Source organism: Nonomuraea sp. NPDC050383, assembly GCF_044459125.1.
GTDB lineage: Bacteria > Actinomycetota > Actinomycetes > Streptosporangiales > Streptosporangiaceae > Nonomuraea.
On sequence record NZ_JBITIP010000010.1, the window covers coordinates 43937 to 62272 of the forward strand.

Genomic DNA, 18336 nt, shown 5'->3' on the forward strand with positions numbered 1-18336 from the left:
ACGGCGGCTCAGGGCGGCGCCTCCGGCAGCCGTACGGTGACGCTCAGGCCGCCCTCCGGGCGGGCCTCGGCCGTGACCGTGCCGGCGTGCGCGTCGCAGATGGCCCGCACGATCGACAGCCCCAGCCCCGAGCCGCGCGCCGAGCGCAGCCGGTCGCCCTGGAGCCGCCTGAACGGCTCGAACAGGTCCTCCACCTCGTACGGCGGGACGGTCTGGCCGGTGTTGTCCACCTCGACCACCGCGTGGCCGTCCTCCGGGCGCACCCGCACCCACACCTGGCCGTCGCGCACGTTGTACTTCGCGGCGTTCTCCACCAGGTTGAACAGGCACCGCTCCATCAGCAGCGGGTCGCCCAGAGCGAGGGCCGGGCGCAGGTCGGTGTGGAGGGTGAGGGGCCGCCTGCGCCCGGCGAGGTCGAGCTGCTCCAGCACGATGCGCGCCACCTGCGCCACGTCCACGGTCTTGCGCACGCCCAGCTCCTGCTCGGACTGGGCGAGCAGCAGCAGCCCCTCGATGAGCCGCTCGTAGCGGGCGTTGGTGCCCAGCAGGGCCCGCGCCAGCGCCTTCAGGTCCTCCGAGGCGGCCGGCTCCTCCAGCGACACCTCCAGCACCGTGCGGTTGATGGCCAGCGGGGTGCGCAGCTCGTGCGAGGCGTTGGCGATGAAGCGCCGCTGCCCCTCGAACACCCGGTGCAGCCGGTCGAGCATCGCGTCGAACGTGTCGGCCAGCCGCTTGACCTCGTCGGGCGGCCCGTCCAGCGCAATGCGCTCGTGCAGGGTGCTCTCGGAGAGCCTGCGGGCCGTCTCGGTCACCCGGTCGAGCGGGCGCAGCGCCCGGTCGGCCACCAGGTAGCCGAGCACCACCGCGAGGACGCCGAGCAGCACCATGATGGCCGCCGAGGAGCGCAGCATGTCCTCCAGCACGGTCGCGGCCCGCTGCCGCACGTCCCCCTTCACCTGCTGGAACACCAGGTCGTCGGACGGCGACTGGGTGACCGTCACGAGCGGCTTGCCGGTGACGATCTTCGTGAAGCCGATGGAGAACTGCTGGCTCAGCGCCCGCGCGGTCAGCAGGTACGTGGACCACAGCAGCAGCGACCCGGCCAGGAAGAACAGCCCGCCGTACAGGATCGTCAGCCGCATCCGCAGCCCGAGCCGGTGCCACGGCCGGACGCGGCCCGGCGGCCGGTCCCGCCGGGGCCTCCACCGGCCGAGGGGCGCCCTCACAGCCGGTACCCCTGGCCCGGGAGGTTCTCGATGAGAGGGGGAGAGCCGAGCTTCCTGCGCAGCGAGGTGAGCGTGACCCGCAGCACCCCGCTGGCGGCGTCGGCGTACTCGTCCCACGCGCTCCTGCGCAGCTGCGCCGAGGTGACCAGCCGCCCGTCCGCGCGCAGCAGCGCGTGCAGCACGTCGAACTCCTTGCGGTTCAGCGCGACCGGCCGCCCGTCGCGCGTGACCGTGCGGCGGCCCGGGTCCAGCCGCACGCCCGCCCGCTCCAGCGGCGCCGGGCCGTCCCGCCGGGAGCGGCGCGACAGCGCCCGGATCCGCGCCACCAGCTCGGCGAACGTGAACGGCTTGATCAGGTAGTCGTCCGCGCCCAGGGTGAGCCCGTCCACCCGGTCGCGCACCCGGCCGGCCGCGGTCAGCATGAGCACCCGGCCCGCCGCGTCGCCGCCCGCCAGCTGCCGGCACACCTCGTCGCCGTGCACCTCGGGCAGGTCGCGGTCCAGCACCACCACGTCGTACGGGACGTACGCGGCCAGCTCCAGCGCCTCCTGCCCGTCGTAGGCCACGTCGACCGCGATGGCGTGCAGCCGCAGCCCGCGCGCGATGGCGTCGGCCAGCTCCTCTTCGTCCTCCACGACGAGCACCCGCATCCCGGGCCCCCCTTTCCGTTCCGCACTGACCTTGGCGGATCGCGTGTTAGCGGCGGATAAGGGCGCCTGGGGCGGCTTATCGCCGTTTAGCACCCACCTCGCTGGAGTGGGCCTCGCGCCGCGGCGAACGTCCGGCGGCGCCCGCGAAGGAGTGACAGCGATGAAACTGCGATACCTGCTGGCGGCCGTCTGCGCGACGGCGGCCCTGTCCGGCCTGTCCGCGTGCGGCGGCGGCACACCGGCCGGGGACGGCGTGGCCGGCGTGGCGAGCACCGGTGGAGCGACCGCGAGCACCGGCGGCGCGCCCGCCTCCGCCGCGCCCTCCATGGACCCGAGGGACGCCCAGCTCAAGTTCGCGCAGTGCATGCGCGAGCACGGCATCGAGATGGACGACCCGGAGCCCGGCGGCGGCATCCGGATCAAGTCCCGCAAGGGCGACGAGGCCAAGATGCAGGAGGCCCAGAAGGCGTGCGGGCACTTCATGGAGGCCGCGGTCGGCGAGGCCAAGGGCAAGATGGATCCGAAGGCGCGCGACCAGGTGCTGAAGTTCGCCCAGTGCATGCGCCAGAACGGCATCGACGTGGCCGACCCGTCCACCGACGGCCGGATGGTGATCACCGTCAAGCCCGGGACGCCCGAGGAGAAGGTCAAGGCCGCCCACCAGGCGTGCAAGGAGTTCGAGCCCGGCGGCGGCCCCCGATGAGGAAGGGGCTCGCGCTCACCGGAGCCGGGGTGCTCGCCGTGGCCGCCGCGTGGACGGCCGTGGCCGTGCTCGGCGACGGCGGCACCGGCGCGGCGGCCCCCGCCCGGCAGGCCGTACCGGCGACGGCGGAGATCACCCGGCAGGACCTCGTGGACACCAAGACCGTCACCGGGGCGCTCACCTACTCCGGCGAGCGCCAGGTGAGCACGGGCGCGTCGGGCACGGTGACGTGGGTGGCCGCCGAGGGGGCCGTGGTGCGCCGCGGCCACGCGCTGCTGTCCGCCGACCGCGAACCGGTCGTGCTCATGTACGGCAAGCTGCCGCTGTACCGGGAGCTGCGCCAGGGCGTCTCCGACGGGCCGGACGTCGAGCAGCTGGAGCGCAACCTCAAGGCCCTCGGCCACGGCGACTACCTGACCGTGGACGAGCACTTCAGCTACGCCACCTACCTCGCGGTCAAGGAGTGGCAGGACGACCGGGGGCTCCCGGAGACGGGACGGGTGGACGCGTCGCAGGTGGTGTTCCTGCCGTCGGTCGTCCGCGTCACCGACGCGGCCGTGGAGGTGGGCGACCGGCTCGCACCGGGCCGCCGGACCCTGACGGTCAGCGGCGTGCGGCGGCTGGTCCACGTGGACCTCGACGCCGACGACCAGGCGCTGGCCCGGAAGGGCGCGAAGGTCACCGTGGAGCTGCCGGGCGGCGAACGCGTCTCCGGGAAGATCACCTCGGTCGGCACGGTCGCCGAGACCAGCGGACAGGGCCAGGACCAGAACGTCACCGTGGACGTCGACATCACCCTGGCCAGGACGCCCAGGACCCGCCTCGACCAGGCGCCGGTGGAGGTCGAGATGGAGAGCGAGCGGCGCAAGGGGGTGCTGTCCGTGCCGGTCGAGGCGCTGCTGGCGCTGCGCGAGGGCGGGTTCGGCGTCGAGGTGGTCGAGGGCGGCGCGACCCGGATCGTGGGCGTGCGGACCGGCGCGTTCGGCGGCGGCCGGGTCGAGGTCGAGGGCGCCGGGCTGGCGGAGGGCATGAAGGTCGGGGTGCCGTCCACATGACCGGCACCCTTTCCGAGGGCCTCGCCGCGGGCTCCGGCGCGGCACCCGGTGCGGCATCGGGCTCGGCATCGGGATCGGGCGCGGGCTCGGGCGCGGTGTCGTACGTGGTGGAGCTGCGGGGCGTGACCAAGGTCTACCCCGGGGACGTGCGGGCGCTGCGCGGCGTGGACCTGGCCGTGGCCGACGGTGAGCTGCTGGCCATCGTCGGCCGGTCCGGGTCCGGCAAGTCGACCATGCTGCACATGGTCGGCACCCTCGACCGGCCCACCTCGGGCACCGTCCGGGTCGACGGGCACGACGTCGCCACGCTGTCCGACCGCGAGCTGTCGGCGCTGCGCGGTCGCACGCTGGGGTTCGTCTTCCAGCAGTTCCATCTCGGTCCGGGCCTGAGCGCCCTGGACAACGTGGCCGACGGCCTGCTCTACACCGGCACCCCGCGGCGGGTCCGGCGCGAGCGGGCCGCCGCCGCCCTGGAACGGGTCGGCCTCGGCCACCGGCTGGGCCACCGGCCGTACCAGCTGTCGGGCGGCGAGCAGCAGCGCGTGGCCGTCGCCCGCGCCGTCGCGGGCGGCCCGCGGCTGCTGCTGGCCGACGAGCCCACCGGCAACCTCGACTCCGGCGCCGGCGCCGAGGTCCTCGGCGTGCTGCGCGACCTGCACGCGGCCGGCACCACCATCGCGATCATCACGCACGACGCGGAGATCGCCGCCTGGTGCCCCCGCCGGGTGCGCCTGCTCGACGGCCGCATCGACGGCGACGAGGGTGACGGGACCGCCCCGCCGGCCGAGATCACGAAGGGGGATCGGGGATGAGCCGGGGATCGACGAAGCGCGGGCACATGACCCGCGCGTCCGGAGCGCGCGGGCCGAGGCCGGCCCGGCTGAGCCCGGCCGACGTGCTGCGGGTGGGGGCCGCCGGGCTGCGGGCCCGTCCCACCCGGGTCGTCCTGTCGGCGCTGGGCATCGCCATCGGCATCGCCACCATGGTGGCGGTCGTCGGCATCTCGTCGTCCTCCCGCGAGCAGCTCATGCGGCAGCTCGACCGGCTGGGCACCAACCTGCTGACCGTGTCACCGGGGCGCACGATGTTCGGCGAGGAGGCCGAGCTGCCCGTCACGGCCGTGGACATGGTCAAGCGCGTCGGCCCGGTGCGCACGGCCTCGGCCACCGGCTTCGTCAAGGCGACCGTCCGCCGTACCGACCGCATCCCCGAGGCCGTGACCAGCGGCATCTCCGTGCAGGCCGCCACCACCGAGCTGCTCACCACGCTGGAGGGCCGCGTCGCCAAGGGCGCCTGGCTGAACGCCGCCACCGAGCGCCGGCCCGCCGTCGTCCTCGGCTCCGAGGCCGCCGCCCGGCTCGGCATCGACCGCATCGGCGTGCGGGTCTGGACGGGCGGGCGGTGGTTCACGGTGGTCGGGATCCTGCGGCCGATGCCGCTGGCACCGGAGATCGACCGCTCGGCCCTCGTCGGCTTCCCCGTCGCGCAGAGCCTCCTCGGGTTCGGGGGACACCCCACGACGATCTACGAGCGGTCGGCGGAGGAGGCGGTCGAGGCGGTCCGGGACGTGCTGGCCCGCACGGTCAACCCCGAGAACCCGGGCGAGGTGGAGGTCAGCAGGCCCTCCGACGCGCTGGCCGCCCGGGCCGCGGCGGCGGGCGCGTTCACGAACCTGCTGCTCGGCCTCGGCGCCGTCGCGCTGCTGGTCGGCGGCGTCGGGGTGGCCAACACGATGGTCATCTCGGTGCTGGAGCGGCGCCGGGAGATCGGGCTGCGCCGGTCGCTGGGCGCGACCCGGGGGCAGGTGCGGGTGCAGTTCCTGACCGAGTCGCTGCTGCTGTCGGCGCTCGGCGGGATCGCGGGGGCGGCGCTGGGGACGCTGGCCAGCGCCGGGTACGCGCTGGCGCGCGGCTGGCCGGCGGTGGTGCCGCCGTGGGCGATCGGCGGGGCGGTCGCGGCCACCCTGGTCATCGGCACGATCGCCGGGATCTACCCGGCGATGCGCGCCGCCCGCCTGTCCCCGACGGTCGCCCTGGCCGCCACCTGAGGGCCGCCGTCAGTCCGGGCGCGACCGGGCGCGCCGCCGGGGAGTCGTGGGCTCCGGGTACGGCCTCCCCGCGGTGGGAGGCCGTACCCGGGCGTCCGGTCCGCGCCGGTCAGGGGCTGATCCGGCCGGCGCCGGCTCCGCCGGTCACGATGGTCTTGACGCCGGAGGCCGCGTCGAGGGGGTAGGAGTACGGGATCGTGGCGACGCTGCCGCCCGCGTCGCCGCTGCCCGAGTTGACGAAGTGGTTGTTGCGGGCCACCAGGTTGGCGGCGGGCGAGCTGCCCTCACCGCGGTGGAAGGGGTCGTCGGTGTTCTCGAAGTAGTTGCCCTCGACGAGCACGCCCGCCTCCTTGGTGGAGGCCACGCCGTAGCTGCCGATGCTGGAGTAGTAGTTGTTGTAGACGTGCACCGGGTTGCCGAAGCGCACCCGCGGGTGGCGCTGGTTGGTGCCGTCGAACCAGTTGTGGTGGTACGTCACCCGCAGGTGGCCGCGGTCCTCCGAGCCGTTGTCGTCGCTGTGGCCGAGCAGCATGGTCTTGTCGTGGTCGGAGAACTTGTTCCAGGAGACGGTGACGTAGTCGCTGGCGCGCTTGATGTCCACCGCCCCGTCGTAGCCGTCGCTGAAGGAGTTGTGGTCGATCCACACCCGCGTCGAGTACTGCACGTTGATGCCGTCGTCGTTCCAGCCGCGGAACGTGAGGTTGCGGATGATGACGTTGGAGGCGCTGGCGACGTTGAACCCGCAGCCGGAGATCGTCGCCCCGGAGTTGCCGAGGACGGTCTTGTTGGAGGTCACCTTCAGCATGCCGGAGCAGGAGATCGTCCCCGAGACCCGGATCACGGCGGCGGAGCCGGAGGACAGGGCCGTCTTGAGAGCGGAGGCGGAGCTGACGGTCGTCGGGGGCGTGCCGCCGCCGCCCGTGGTGCCGCCGCCCTGGCTCGCCCAGCCGACGGGGGAGGTCTCGGCGGCCAGTGCCGCGGCCGGCTCGTCGGAGCGCGGTACGGCGGAGGCGGGTGCCGCGAGCGCGGTGACGGCGGCCGCCGCGGCGGCCAGGCCGGTGATCAGAGTGGGGGTGCGTCCTCGTGTGCCCATCGCTGAGCTCCTCTGCGGAGATGACCTCACGGTCACGGGAAAGCGGTTGCCCACACCGTAGGAAAGCGCTTTCCCTCGGTCAACGCCGGCCGTCGGCCCCGACCCGTCACGGCCGGCATGAGGGCTGGTCGGGGCGGCTCAGACTGAGTCGGCGGTCGAGAAACTTTCACGCGTCGCCCGCCCGGCGACCGGCGCCGGGTCGCCGAGCTCCGGCGGCAGCGGCCGGGCGTGCACCACGTCCAGCCGGGACACCGCCCGGGTCAGCGCCACGTAGAGCCGGTTGAGCCCCCGCCCCTCCGCCTCGGCGATCGCGGCCGGCTCGGCCAGCACCACGTGGTCGTACTCCAGCCCCTTGACCAGCGAGACCGGGACCACGCTCAGCCGCTCGCCCACGTCCAGCCCGGCGTCCCACAGGGCGGCGGTCAGCGCCTCGGCGTCCGCGTCGGCGGCGACGACCCCGACCGACCCCTCGAACTCCAGCGCCTCCCGCGCCGCCACCACCACGCCCCGCTCCAGCCCCGGAACCCGGGTCACGCGCAGCCGCCCGTCCGAGCGGTACGAGCGGGTCGCCGGCACGCCCGCGTCCAGGGCGGCCAGCAGCCGGTTCGCCAGCTCCACGACGACCGCCGGCACCCGGAAGCCCGTGGTCAGCTCCACCACCCGCGCCTCGGGCTTGCCCAGCGCCGCCATCAGCTCCGGCCACGACCGGGCCGCCCACGGCGTCGTGCCCTGGGCCAGGTCTCCCAGCACGGTGAGCGAGCCGTGCTCGGCGCGCCGGGCCACGGCGCGGCACTGCATGGGCGACAGGTCCTGCGCCTCGTCCACGATGACGTGGCCGTAGCCGCGCGGGCGCTCCAGCAGGCCGGCGACCTCGTCGATCAGCACGAGGTCGGCCGCCGACCACTTCGCGCTCTTGTACGTGCGCGCCGGCCGCTCCCACACGACGGCCGCCCACTCGGCCGCGCTCAGCGGCCCGCCCTCGCCGCCGGCGGGCGTCCACCGGCCGGACAGCACCTCGTGCACCACCTGCTCGGCCCGGACCGCCGGCCAGACCCCGTCGAGCCACGCCGCGATCGCGCGGCCGGTGCGGCGCTCCCAGGCGGCGTTGGGGCTGTGGCCGCGCGCCTCGGCCTGGCGGCGCATCAGCGCCACCACCCGGGCCCGCACCCGCTCCCGCCCGGTCCCGTACGGCAGCGCGTCACGCCGCGTGTCGTCCACGACGCGGCGCAGCTCGTCCTCCTCCACCCGCCACCGGAACGACCCCTCGCTCACCACCACCGGCTCGACCGGCTTCGAGATCCGCCCGTACAGGGCCCGGCGCAGCACCTCGGCCATCCGGGCGTCGTGCTTGACCGCTGCCGCCCGCGCGTCGTCCCGGGCCTGGACCGGCACCGTGGCGATGAGTGCGTCCAGCGTGGTCTGCTCCACGTCCACCTCGCCCAGCGCGGGCAGGACCGCCGCGATGTAGCCGAGGAAGGCGCGGTTGGGGCCGAGGACGAGGACGCCGCCGCGCTGGAGCCGCTGCCGGTAGGCGTACAGCAGGTACGCCGCGCGGTGCAGGCCCACGGCGGTCTTGCCGGTGCCGGGCGCCCCCTGCACGCCGATCGAGTCCTCCAGGCCGGTGCGGACCAGGTCGTCCTGCTCCGGCTGGATCGTGGCGACGATGTCACGCATCGGGCCGACGCGCGGCCGCTCGATCTCGGCCGCCAGCAGGCGGCTGCGGCGCTCCTCGCCGCGCCCCAGCCGCTCGTCCTCGTACGACGTCAGCGTGGTGTCCGACCAGCCGAACCGGCGGCGCACCGCCACGCCCTGCGGGTCCCGCGCGCCGGCCCGGTAGAAGGCCCGGGCGACGGGCGCCCGCCAGTCGATGACGACCGGCGGGCCGCCGTGCTCGCCGGGGATGTGCCGCCTGCCGATGTAGTACGTACGGCCGTCGTGCCCTTCCGCGTCCGCGGTGCCCTCTCCGGCCCCCGTGCCCCCTCCGGCCCCCGTGCCCTCGGCGGGCGCGGCGCCGTCCCGGCGCTCGAAGGTGAGGCGGCCGAAGAACGGCGGGCCGTCCGGCTCCTCGGTCAGCTCCTTGGCCAGGCTCTTGAGGTAGCGGCCGAGCCGCTCGGCGCTGTAGCGGTCACCGGCGACGGTCTCGCCGACGATCACGTTGTCGCGCGCGGCGTCGAGCATGCGGCGCAGCCCCGCCCGGCACGTCTCGACGTACCGCCGCTCCTGCTCCAGCCCGTCCACGCCGTGCTCCAGCTCGTCCATGTGCGCCCTCCGGAAAGTGTTAACCCGGGCAATACTTTAACCAGGTTAACACTTTGCTAGAGTGAATCCATGACAGGACTGAGGCAGCAGCACCGGCAGCGCGTCCACGAGGCGATCTCGGAGGCCGCCATCTCGCTCTTCCTCGAGCGCGGCTTCGACGAGGTGCCGGTCACCGAGGTGGCGGCCGCGGCCCGGGTGTCGAAGCCGACGCTGTTCAAGTACTTCCCGACCAAGGAGGACCTCGTCCTGCACCGCATCGCCGACCACCAGGGCGAGGCCGCCCGCGTGGTGCGCGGCCGGGCGGCGGGCGAGACCCCCCTCGAAGCGCTGCGCCGCCACTTCCTCGACGGGCTGGCCCGCCACGAGCCGGTCACCGGGCTCAACGACAACCCGGCGGTGGTGGCCTACTACCGTCTCGTCTTCTCCACGCCGAGCCTGGCGACGCGGGTGTTCCAGTACATGGCCGTGGACGAGAGCGCCCTGGCCGAGGCGCTCGCCGAGAGCACGGACCGGCTGACGGCCGAGCTGCTGGCCGCCCAGGCGATGGCCACGCAGCGCGTGCTGGCCCGGCGCTCCTGGGAGGCGCTGGCCGCCGGCCGCCCCATCGCCGAGGTCGAGCCGGAGGCGGTCCGCGCCGCCGAGCTGGCCTTCTCGCTGCTGGGGGCCGGGCGCACCCCCGGCTGAGCGCCCCACCGCCGTCCGGACGCCGGCGCGTTCGTCCTAGGGGCCGCCCTCCCGGACGGCGGTCTCGTGCAGGTGCAGCCAGCTCAGCCCGCCGGGCCGGCGCTCGAACACGGCCGTCGAGCGCCGTCCCGCGCCGCCCTGCCACTCCTCGTACGCGGCCACCACCAGAGCCCCGGAGGCGGCGACCACCGTGACGTGGCGGATCTCGATCCGGGCCCCGGGCACGCGCCCGTACCCGGCCTCGACCTCGGCCAGCACCTCCGCGCGTGACAGCAGCCGCCCGTCCGGGGCCGCGAGCGTGAAGGCCGGGGCATGGGCGCCGGCGAACCCGGCGAAGGCGTCGCGCGGCACCGTCCCCGCCAGCCACCGCTCGATGAGCTGGTGATGCCGCGCCACCTCGGCCCGCGCCACCTCGGCCCGCGCCACCTCGGCCCGCGCCACCTCGGCCCGCGCCACCTCGGCCCCTACCGCTTCGGCCCTTGCCGCTTCGGCCTCACCGGGCGGCCTCATCGGGCGGCCCGCAGCCGCGCGGCGAGCCACTCCCGCGGCGAGGTGACCCGCGGGCCCGGCCGCCCGGCCGTCCCGTCCCCGCCGTACAGGTCGCGGCCGTGCCCGGCGATCCAGCGGTACGTGTCCGCCACCCCCGCCGCCGCCCCGGGCCCCAGCGCCGCCGCGAGCCCCGCCTCGAACGCCGCCACGTCCAGCTCCTCGTAGCGCGCGCCGGCGGCGGCGGCCAGCTCGGCCCCCGTGACGGGCGGGCCGCCCACCTGCAGCACGGCCCCCACCGGGCCGTCGCCCGTGAGCGCGCCCAGGGTCGCGGCGGCCAGGTCGGCGTGGGTCAGCCAGGACACCGGCACGTCGCCCGGCAACGGCTGGCGGAGCACACCCCGCTCCACCAGCGGCCCCCACACTCCCGGCGCCGCCAGGTTCTCCAGGTACAGCGGCGGGCTCAGCACCACCGACGGCACCCCTGACCCGAGCGCCGCCGCGGCGGCCTTCCTCCGCGTGTCGAACGCCGCGACGCCCGTGGCCCGCGCCGGCAGCCGGTTGCCGGTGTTGAGCACCAGCCGCTGCACCCGCGCCGCCGACGCGGCCCCGAGCACGTTCCGGACGTACGCCTCCACCAGCTCCGCCTCGAACACCAGCGGCAGCGTCACCGACACGTGCGTCACCCCGTCGAACGCCTCACGGACCCGCGCCGCGTCTCCCAGGTCCGCCGCGAACGGCCGCACCCCGTCCGGCGCCGCCCCCGTACGGGACAGCCCGCGCACCTCGTACCCCTCGGCGGCCAGGCGCCGCGCCACGGCGCCGCCCTGCGCGCCCCCCGCTCCGATGACCAGAATCCTCATGCCGCCCACCCTCCCGCCGCCCGGCCGGTACGCTCCATAAACGGAAATCCGGTGAACATTAAGGATCGTCCGTGGACGGTGATCTGCTGAGCGAGCTGCTGGGGCCGTTGCGGCTGCGCGGCGTCTTCCACAGCCGCTGGTCGGCGCGGGCCCCCTGGGGCGTGGCGGGGGAGCGGGAGAGCTGCGCCCTCATCCACTACGTGCAGGCGGGCGCGTGCACGGTCGAGCTGCCGGGCCGGGAGCCGGTGCGGCTGCGGGCGGGCGACCTCGCGGTGTTCCCGCACGGGGCGGCGCACCGGCTGGCCGACGCGCCCGGCCGGGCCACCGTGCCGCTGGAGAGCGTCCTGCCCGCGCGGCCGCCCGGCAGGGCCCGCACCGTCCGCATCGACGGTCCCGGAGCCGAGACGGTCATGCTGTGCGGCGGGCTGCACTACGACGCCGCGGCGGCCTCGCCGCTGTACCGGGCGCTGCCGCCCGTGCTCCTGCTCGACCGCGACTCGCTGGCCGGGCAGCCGCTGCTGCGCGGCACCCTGGACGGGCTCGCGGATGAGTGGGACCGGGCCGAGCCGGGGCAGGCGCTGGTGGCGTTGCGGGGCTTCGAGCTGGCCTTCGTGCTGGCGCTGCGGGCCGCGCTCGTGGACGGCCCGGCCGCCGCCCAGCCCGTCCTCGCGGCGTTGCGGCACCCGGCCGTCGGTGCGGCGCTGCTGGCCGTGCAGAGCCGGTTCGGGGAGCCGTGGACGGTGGAGACGCTGGCGGCGGAGGCGGGGATGTCGCGGTCGGCGTTCGCGGCCACGTTCCGGCGGCTGGTGGGCGAGGCACCGATGCGGCACCTGACCGCGCGCCGGATGCAGGAGGCCGCGCGGCTGCTGGAGGAGACGTCGCTGCCGCACGACGCCATCGCGCGCCGCGTCGGGTACGGGTCGGTGGTGGGCTTCCACCTGGCGTTCCGGCAGTGGTACGGCACGACGCCGGGCGGCCACCGCCGGGGCCACGGCCCCGGACTCCGCGCCACGTCCTGAGCCCACGTCCTGAGCCCACGTCCTGAGCCGAGGCCGTCAGGAGAGGGAGCCGTAAGGAGAGGGGGCGGGCCGTCAGGAGAGGGGGCGCGGGGGAGGGAGGCGGAGGCGGTCGACCGCCTCGCGGCGGGTGCGTTCCGGGCGGCGGTCGTAGCGGGCCGTCGTGGCCGGCGAGGAGTGTCCGACCAGCGCCTGGGCCGTCGCCAGGTCCACGCCCGCGTCCAGCAGCTCGCCGATGAACGTGCGCCGGAAGTCGTGCGCCGTGCGCCGCGACGCCCCTGCCTGGCCGAGCCGCCGCGCCAGGATGTCGGCGATGCCCTGGCCCGTCAGCCCCACCGGCCGTCCGTCACGTGTCCGGACGCGGCCCGCCCTGCTGATCGGGCTGAACAGCGCTCCGGGCCCGCCGCCCCGCACCGCGAGCCACCGCTCCAGCAGCCCGATGGCGTCGGCCGTCAGGTACACCAGGCGTTCCTTGTCCCGCTTGCCGCGCACCCGCAGCGAGCGCCCGCCCGGGTCGTAGTCGGCCAGAGACAGCCCGCCGATCTCGGCCCGGCGGCAGCCCGTCGAGTACAGCGCCGCGATGAGCGCCGCGTCGCGCACACCGGCCGGCGAGTCGTCGCAGGCGGCCAGGGCCGCGCCCACCACCTCCGGAGGCACGTGCTGGCCGGTGGGCAGGCGGCTCTGCCGTACCGGGGCGAGGTCGGAGGCGCGCGCGTACTCCTCCGCGCTGCTCCGGCCCAGCCGCCACGACTCCTTCAGCACCCGGCGCAGCGCGACGAGATGCTTGTTGACGTACGCCGCCGACCAGCCCTGGTCGGTCAGCAGCGTCCGGATGCGCACCGTGTGCTCGTAGCGCAGCAGGTGCCAGGGCTGGCCGGCGCCGGTGGCGTTCTCGTCGCCGGTGAGCAGCCGGGCGAGCCGGTCGAGGCAGCCGCGCATCGTGCGGCGGGACTCGGCGCTCGTGAGCGAGTCGAGGTAGACGTGGTAAGGGTCGCGCGCCGGCTCGACGGGCGACGCCCATGCGCCGGGCGCTCCGGTGCCGGGAACTCGGGTGTCAGGAGCTCCGGCGCCTGGGACTCCGGCGCCTGGGACACCACCGTCGGGAACTCCGGGGTCGGGAGCTCCGGCGTCGGGGACTCCGGCGTCGGGAACGAGGCCGGACACGGCGGGCAGGCTCACGCCGCCGATCCTAACCGCCGATCACGCCCCGGGCGGTGCGGCCTGCGGGCGGTCGGCGGTGAGGTGCCGGGCCTGGTCGAATCCCACCTGGGTGGCCCGCCGCAGGTAGTCGGCGATCAGCTCCAGCTCCGCGTCCGTGTAGGAGCGCAGCACCTCCCCGTACGCCCGGCCGGGCGTGTCCCATGCCTGCCCGATCCGCTCCCGCACGCCCGGCGCGAGCCTCACCAGCGAACGCCTGCGGTCCTCCGGGTCGCTCTCCCGCACCGCCAGGCCCGCCTTCTCCAGCCGGTCCACCAGCCGGGACGCCGAGCCGGCGGTCAGCCCGGTGAGCCGGGCGATGTGCCCGGTGCTGACCGGCCCGGCCTCCAGGTCCAGCAGGGCCACGCACTGCAGGTCGGTGGGGTGCAGGCCGAGCCGGTCGGCCATGGCCTGGTTGAACAGCGCGTATGCCGCGTAGTGACGCTGGCTCTCCGCGATGATCCGCTCCAGCAGCTCGTGCCGATTTGACATGACCTCTCCCACCACGAATTATGTGTGCCACGCAATATATGCGTCACGAATACATTTCAGAAGGAACCATGACCATTCTCGTCACCGGCGCTCGCGGCGCCGTCGCCCGCCACCTCACCGCGCTCCTGCGCGAGCGCGGCGCCGAGGTCCGTGAGGCCTCCAGCGCCCCCGCTCCCGGACTGCCCGGCCGCGTGGTGTGCGACCTGAACGACCCGTCCACGTTCGCGCCCGCCCTCAAGGGCGTCACCTCCGTCTTCCTGTACGCCAACGCCGCCCACGCCGGCGCCTTCGCCCAGGAGGCGGCCGAGGCCGGGGTCGAGCACATCGTCCTGCTGTCCTCGGCCTCCGTGCTCGACCCGGAGGCGGAGAACAACCCCCTGGCCGCCTCGCACCTGAACGTGGAGCGCGCCCTGGTGGCCGGCCCGGTGCGGACGACGCTGCTGCGGCCCGGCTCGTTCTCCTCCAACGCGCTGGCCTGGTCCTGGGCCGTCAAGTCCGGTCAGCCGGTCAGCCTGCCGTACCCGGGGGCGCACAACGACCCCATCCACGAGGCCGACGTCGCCGCCGCGGCGCTCGCCGTGCTCACCTCGGACGGCGGGCACGGCGACGCGCACACGCTCACCGGCCCCCGCTCCGTCACGTTCGCCGAGCAGCTCGACATCCTGGCCGCCGTCACTGGGCGGCCCGTCGAGATCCGGCGGGTCAGCCGCGAGCAGTGGAAGGCCGAGATGGCCGAGTACCTCGACGCCGGCTTCGCCGACGCGCTGCTCGACTACTGGAGCTCCACCGACGGCACGCCCGTGCAGATCAACGACACGGTCGAGCGGCTGACCGGCCGCCCCGCCCGCGACTTCGAGACCTGGGCCCGCGAGCACGCCGCCGACTTCCTCCCGGCCGGCTGAGGGCGCCGTCCCGGTCTCAGCCGGCCGGGCGCAGCCCGGCGACCCCCTCCAGGAGGCGGTCCACGTCCGAGCGGTCGTTGTAGTGGACCAGCCCGGCCCGGACCGCGCTCCCCGCGTCCCGGACGCCGAGCGCGCCCGTCAGCTCCCAGGCGTAGTTGTGACCGTTCCACACGTTCACCCCGAGCCCGGCCAGGTGCTCGGCCACCTGGCGCGGCGTCAGCCCGGCCACCGTGAAGTACGCCGTCGCCGTCCGCCGCGCGGGCTTGCCGTACAGGGTGACGTGCGGCAGCGCCTCCAGCCCGGCCAGCAGCACCGCGAACAGCTCCAGCTCGTACGCCTCCGCGGCGGCCATCGAGGCGAGCAGCCGTTCGCGCCGCGAGCCCGTGCCGGGCACCATCGCGGCCAGGTGGTCCACGGCGGCCGTCACCCCCGCCAGGTCGGCGAACGCCGCCGTGCCCCTCTCGAACCGCTCCGGCACCGTGTCCGGCGACGGGGCCAGCTTGTCCGGCCGCAGCCGCTCCAGCAGTGACGGGTCGGCCACCACCGCGCCGACGTGCGGCCCGGACCACTTGTAGGCGCTGGTGGCGTAGAAGTCGGCGCCCAGCGCCCGCATGTCCACGGGGCCGTGCGCGGTGGCGTGCACGCCGTCCACGTACGTCAGCGCCCCCGCCGCGTGCGCCGTCGCGCAGATCGCGGCCACGTCCGGGCGGGTGCCCAGCACGTTGCTCGCCGCGCTCACCGCCACCAGCCGGGTCCGCTCGCCGACGAGGTCCCGGTACTGCTCCGCCGGCAGCTCGCCGGTCACCGGGTCCACCTCGGCCCAGCGGATCGTCGCGCCCGTCGCGGTCCACGGGCGGACGTTGGCGTCGTGGTCGAGCCGGGACAGCACGACCTCGTCCTCCGGGCCCCAGTCCTTGGCCAGGGTCGTGGCGATCCGGTAGGTGAGGGTCGTCATGTTCGGGCCGAGGATCACGCCCTCGGGCCGGCCGCCGACCAGGTCGGCCACCGCCGCGCGGCACGCGGCCACGATGGCGTCGGAGCGGTGGCTGGCGGGGAAGGCGCCGCCGACGTTGCCGATGCCGGAGCGGTAGGCGCCGGCGATGGCGTCGATGACGGCCTGCGGGGTCTGGGTGCCGGCGGCGCCGTCGAGGTAGGCGTGGCCGTCGGACAGGGCGGGGTAGGCGGCACGGATCTTCTCGTGCGGAAAGAGCATGCAGAGGTCATGCTCGCGGCAGTGACGCCTCAACCGCTCACCCGGGTGCGTAACGCCCATACCGGGGAAGAATGGGATAAGGCGACCGCCTGTCACCCGGGGCCGGTGCGGCCCCGGCACCGGCCCGCGCACCGAGCACGGTTGGGTAGCGTGGACGGTGGTGGCCTGCCTGTAGCGAGGAGAGTGTCGTGTCCCAAGCAGCAGAGGTTCTCGAACTGGACGACGGAGTCGCCGATTCTCCGGCGGTCAGCGCCGACTCTGTCAAGACCTATCTGACGGCGATCGGGCGGGTGCCGCTGCTGTCCGCGGAGCAGGAGATCGACCTGGCCAAGCGCATCGAGGCCGGCCTGTTCGCCAGCGAGCGCCTCGCCAGCGAGCGCGACCTGCCCGCCGACCTCCGCGCCGACCTCGAACTGATCGCCGCCGACGGCGGCCGCGCCAAGCAGCGCATGCTGGAGGCCAACCTGCGGCTCGTCGTCTCCATCGCCAAGCGCTACACCGGCCGCGGCATGCTCTTCCTCGACCTCATCCAGGAGGGCAACCTCGGGCTGATCCGCACGATCGAGAAGTTCGACTACCGGCTCGGCTACAAGTTCTCCACCTACGCCACCTGGTGGATCAAGCAGGCCATCACCCGCGCCATGGCCGACCAGGCCCGCACGATCCGCATCCCGGTCCACATGGTCGAGCTGATCAACAAGGTGGCCCGGGCGCAGCGACGCCTCCAGTCGGACCTCGGCCGCGAGCCCACGCCCGAGGAGATCGCGGCCGAGACCGAGCTGGCCGCCGAACGGGTGGCCGAGGTCCAGGCGTACGGCCGCGAGCCCATCTCCCTGCACACGCCGCTCGGCGAGGCGGGGGAGAGCGAGTTCGGCGACCTCATCGAGGACACCGAGGCGGTCTCGCCGGCCGACGCCGTGTCCTTCACGCTGCTGCAGCAGCAGCTCCGCGACCTGCTCGACGAGCTGAGCGAGCGGGAGGCGGGCGTCATCTCGATGCGGTACGGCCTGGTCGACGGCAAGCCCATGACGCTGGACGAGATCGGCCGCGTCTACGGCGTCACCCGGGAGCGGATCCGCCAGATCGAGGCCAAGACGATGTCCAAGCTCCGCCACCCGTCGCGGGCCCGCGCCCTGCGCGACTACCTCAGCTGACTGCTCCCGCCGACCCCGGGCCTCCTCCAGAGTGAGGCCCGGGGCCTCACGCTGTGCGCCCCCGTGCCCAATGCGGAACGAACTCTTCCGCATCGCTCTCTAACGTGGTCCCGGGACCACTGAGGAGGGGCACCATGATCGAGTTTTCCTGGCCCGAGGTCAGCGCGCGCCGGCTGGAGCGGCAGGGTCTGGCCGAGCCGGCGGCGGGCGGCACACCCGGCGGGGTCGTGGGCGCCATGTGCGGGGCGCACGCCCAGGTCATGTCGGCCGCGGAGCTGTCGGTCGGTCTTCGGCTCGGCGGTGCGACCCGCTCGGCGGTGCGCGAGGCCCTGTGGGGGACGCGCGAGCTGGTCAAGACCCACGGCCCGCGCGGCACCGTGCACCTGCTCCCGGCCGCCGACCTGCCCCTGTGGGTGAGCGCGTTGTCGGAGCTGCCGCCGGTGCTGCCGTCCCACTCCGAGCACGTACGGATGACGGACCGGCAGACCGAGGAGGTGGTGGAGGCGATCCGCGTCGCCGTGGACGGGCGCGCGCTGACGATCGACGAGCTGGGGGACGCGGTCGTCGCCGCCACGGGGCCGTGGGCGGGCGACCTGGTGATGCCCGCGTTCCAGACGATGTGGCCGCGCTGGCGGCAGGCGCTGGCGGCGGCGGCGCACCGGGGGGCGTTCGTGTACGGCCCGCCCCGCGGCCGCAAGGTCACCTACACCGGCCTGCCCGGGGGAGTCACACGTCGTACCCCTGGCGCGTCCGGCGACGGCGTAGCGGGCTACGGCGCCGTCGAGCTGCTCAGGCGCTACCTCACGGCCTACGGTCCCGCCACGCCCCAGGAGTTCGCCCTGTGGCTGGGGGCGCCGCGGTCGTCGGCGGTGCGGCTGTTCGGCGCGGCGGAGCTGGAGGAGGTGCGGCTGGAGGGCCGCCCGGCCTGGGTCCTGCCGGGCGACACGGAGGTCCCCGGCGGCCCGCCGCGGGGTGTGCGGCTCCTGCCGTACTTCGACGCCTACGTCGTGGCCGGCAGGCCGCGTGAGCTGCTCTTCCCGCGCGCGGCGGCGGAGCGGGCGCTGACCGGCGGCCAGGCCGGCAACTTCCCCGTGCTGCTGGTGGACGGCGAGGTGGCGGGCGTGTGGCACCAGCGGCGCTCGGGCCGGCGCCTCCACGTGACGGTCGAGCCGCTGCGCCCGCTCACCGCGGCCCGGTCACGCGAGCTGGACGACCAGGTCGCCCGGGTGGGCGAGATCCTGGAGGCGCGCCCGGAGCTGACCATCGGCCCCGTCACCACCGGCGCCCACGCCTGAC

The 18336-nt window shown here is 75.2% G+C and carries 17 protein-coding genes and 1 pseudogene; 9 read left to right on the forward strand and 9 right to left on the reverse strand.

What is annotated here, in order from left to right:
* Positions 1-8: 8 nt before the first annotated feature.
* Together ACIBG4_RS24510 and ACIBG4_RS24515 are read right to left on the reverse strand one after the other, a co-directional pair.
* Entirely contained in the window at positions 9-1226 is a 1218-nt protein-coding gene (locus tag ACIBG4_RS24510; protein ID WP_397203761.1) for a sensor histidine kinase, read from the reverse strand.
* The gene (locus ACIBG4_RS24515) at positions 1223-1876 is read right to left on the reverse strand and encodes a response regulator transcription factor (protein ID WP_397203762.1); all 654 of its coding nucleotides are present in this window, start codon (positions 1874-1876) and stop codon (positions 1223-1225) included. The genes ACIBG4_RS24510 and ACIBG4_RS24515 overlap by 4 nt, the downstream gene beginning before the upstream one ends.
* Positions 1877-2036: 160 nt before the next feature.
* Here ACIBG4_RS24515 and ACIBG4_RS24520 point away from each other — a divergent pair, with 160 nt between their 5' ends.
* The 4 genes from ACIBG4_RS24520 to ACIBG4_RS24535 are packed head-to-tail and all read left to right on the forward strand — an operon-like array spanning position 2037 to position 5681.
* Positions 2037-2579, forward strand: a complete 543-nt coding sequence (locus ACIBG4_RS24520) for a hypothetical protein (RefSeq protein WP_397203763.1) — start codon at positions 2037-2039, stop codon at positions 2577-2579.
* Positions 2576-3634, forward strand: a complete 1059-nt coding sequence (locus ACIBG4_RS24525) for a peptidoglycan-binding protein (protein ID WP_310709801.1) — start codon at positions 2576-2578, stop codon at positions 3632-3634. The genes ACIBG4_RS24520 and ACIBG4_RS24525 overlap by 4 nt, the downstream gene beginning before the upstream one ends.
* Positions 3631-4446: an ABC transporter ATP-binding protein gene (locus ACIBG4_RS24530; protein ID WP_397203764.1), complete on the forward strand. Its 816-nt coding sequence runs from the start codon at positions 3631-3633 to the stop codon at positions 4444-4446. The genes ACIBG4_RS24525 and ACIBG4_RS24530 overlap by 4 nt, the downstream gene beginning before the upstream one ends.
* Positions 4443-5681, forward strand: coding sequence for an ABC transporter permease (locus ACIBG4_RS24535; protein WP_397203765.1), 1239 nt, complete (start codon positions 4443-4445; stop codon positions 5679-5681). Before ACIBG4_RS24530 ends, ACIBG4_RS24535 begins: the two co-directional genes overlap by 4 nt.
* A 109-nt stretch (positions 5682-5790) precedes the next feature.
* Here the strand turns inward: ACIBG4_RS24535 and ACIBG4_RS24540 are convergent, their stop codons facing one another.
* Positions 5791-6774 carry a right-handed parallel beta-helix repeat-containing protein gene (locus ACIBG4_RS24540; protein ID WP_310709798.1) on the reverse strand — a complete coding sequence of 328 codons (984 nt, stop codon included), beginning with the start codon at positions 6772-6774 and terminating at the stop codon, positions 5791-5793.
* A 138-nt stretch (positions 6775-6912) separates the two neighbouring features.
* Positions 6913-9033 carry a HelD family protein gene (locus ACIBG4_RS24545; protein WP_397203766.1) on the reverse strand — a complete coding sequence of 707 codons (2121 nt, stop codon included), beginning with the start codon at positions 9031-9033 and terminating at the stop codon, positions 6913-6915.
* Between the two features lie 69 nt (positions 9034-9102).
* Here ACIBG4_RS24545 and ACIBG4_RS24550 point away from each other — a divergent pair, with 69 nt between their 5' ends.
* The gene (locus ACIBG4_RS24550; RefSeq protein ID WP_397203767.1) at positions 9103-9717 is read left to right on the forward strand and encodes a TetR/AcrR family transcriptional regulator; all 615 of its coding nucleotides are present in this window, start codon (positions 9103-9105) and stop codon (positions 9715-9717) included.
* 36 nt (positions 9718-9753) lie between these two features.
* Here ACIBG4_RS24550 and ACIBG4_RS24555 read toward each other — a convergent pair whose 3' ends face one another.
* Entirely contained in the window at positions 9754-10173 is a 420-nt protein-coding gene (locus ACIBG4_RS24555; protein WP_397203768.1) for a DUF4440 domain-containing protein, read from the reverse strand.
* Between the two features lie 50 nt (positions 10174-10223).
* The gene (locus tag ACIBG4_RS24560; RefSeq protein WP_397203770.1) at positions 10224-11066 is read right to left on the reverse strand and encodes an SDR family oxidoreductase; all 843 of its coding nucleotides are present in this window, start codon (positions 11064-11066) and stop codon (positions 10224-10226) included.
* Between the two features lie 71 nt (positions 11067-11137).
* Between ACIBG4_RS24560 and ACIBG4_RS24565 the strand changes: the two genes are divergently transcribed.
* Positions 11138-12085, forward strand: a complete 948-nt coding sequence (locus ACIBG4_RS24565) for an AraC family transcriptional regulator (protein WP_397203771.1) — start codon at positions 11138-11140, stop codon at positions 12083-12085.
* Positions 12086-12157: 72 nt separating this feature from the next.
* On the opposite strand, the gene ACIBG4_RS24570 is transcribed toward ACIBG4_RS24565, so the two are convergent.
* Both ACIBG4_RS24570 and ACIBG4_RS24575 read right to left on the reverse strand, forming a co-directional pair.
* Positions 12158-13261, reverse strand: coding sequence for a tyrosine-type recombinase/integrase (locus tag ACIBG4_RS24570; protein WP_397203772.1), 1104 nt, complete (start codon positions 13259-13261; stop codon positions 12158-12160).
* A gap of 21 nt (positions 13262-13282) precedes the next feature.
* The gene (locus ACIBG4_RS24575) at positions 13283-13771 is read right to left on the reverse strand and encodes a MarR family transcriptional regulator (protein ID WP_355450230.1); all 489 of its coding nucleotides are present in this window, start codon (positions 13769-13771) and stop codon (positions 13283-13285) included.
* A 68-nt stretch (positions 13772-13839) separates the two neighbouring features.
* Here ACIBG4_RS24575 and ACIBG4_RS24580 point away from each other — a divergent pair, with 68 nt between their 5' ends.
* Entirely contained in the window at positions 13840-14673 is an 834-nt protein-coding gene (locus tag ACIBG4_RS24580) for an NAD(P)H-binding protein (RefSeq protein WP_397203773.1), read from the forward strand.
* 16 nt (positions 14674-14689) lie between these two features.
* Here ACIBG4_RS24580 and ACIBG4_RS24585 read toward each other — a convergent pair whose 3' ends face one another.
* Positions 14690-15886 (reverse strand): cysteine desulfurase-like protein, encoded by a 1197-nt coding sequence (locus ACIBG4_RS24585; protein WP_397203774.1) that lies wholly within the window; start codon positions 15884-15886, stop codon positions 14690-14692.
* Positions 15887-16065: 179 nt separating this feature from the next.
* On the opposite strand from ACIBG4_RS24585, the pseudogene ACIBG4_RS24590 reads away from it, so the two are divergent.
* Positions 16066-17040, forward strand: a pseudogene (locus ACIBG4_RS24590) (RNA polymerase sigma factor); the annotation flags it as partial.
* Between the two features lie 134 nt (positions 17041-17174).
* On the forward strand, positions 17175-18335 hold the full coding sequence (locus ACIBG4_RS24595; RefSeq protein WP_397203775.1) for a winged helix DNA-binding domain-containing protein: 1161 nt from the start codon (positions 17175-17177) through the stop codon (positions 18333-18335).
* The last annotated feature ends 1 nt before the right edge of the window (position 18336 follow it).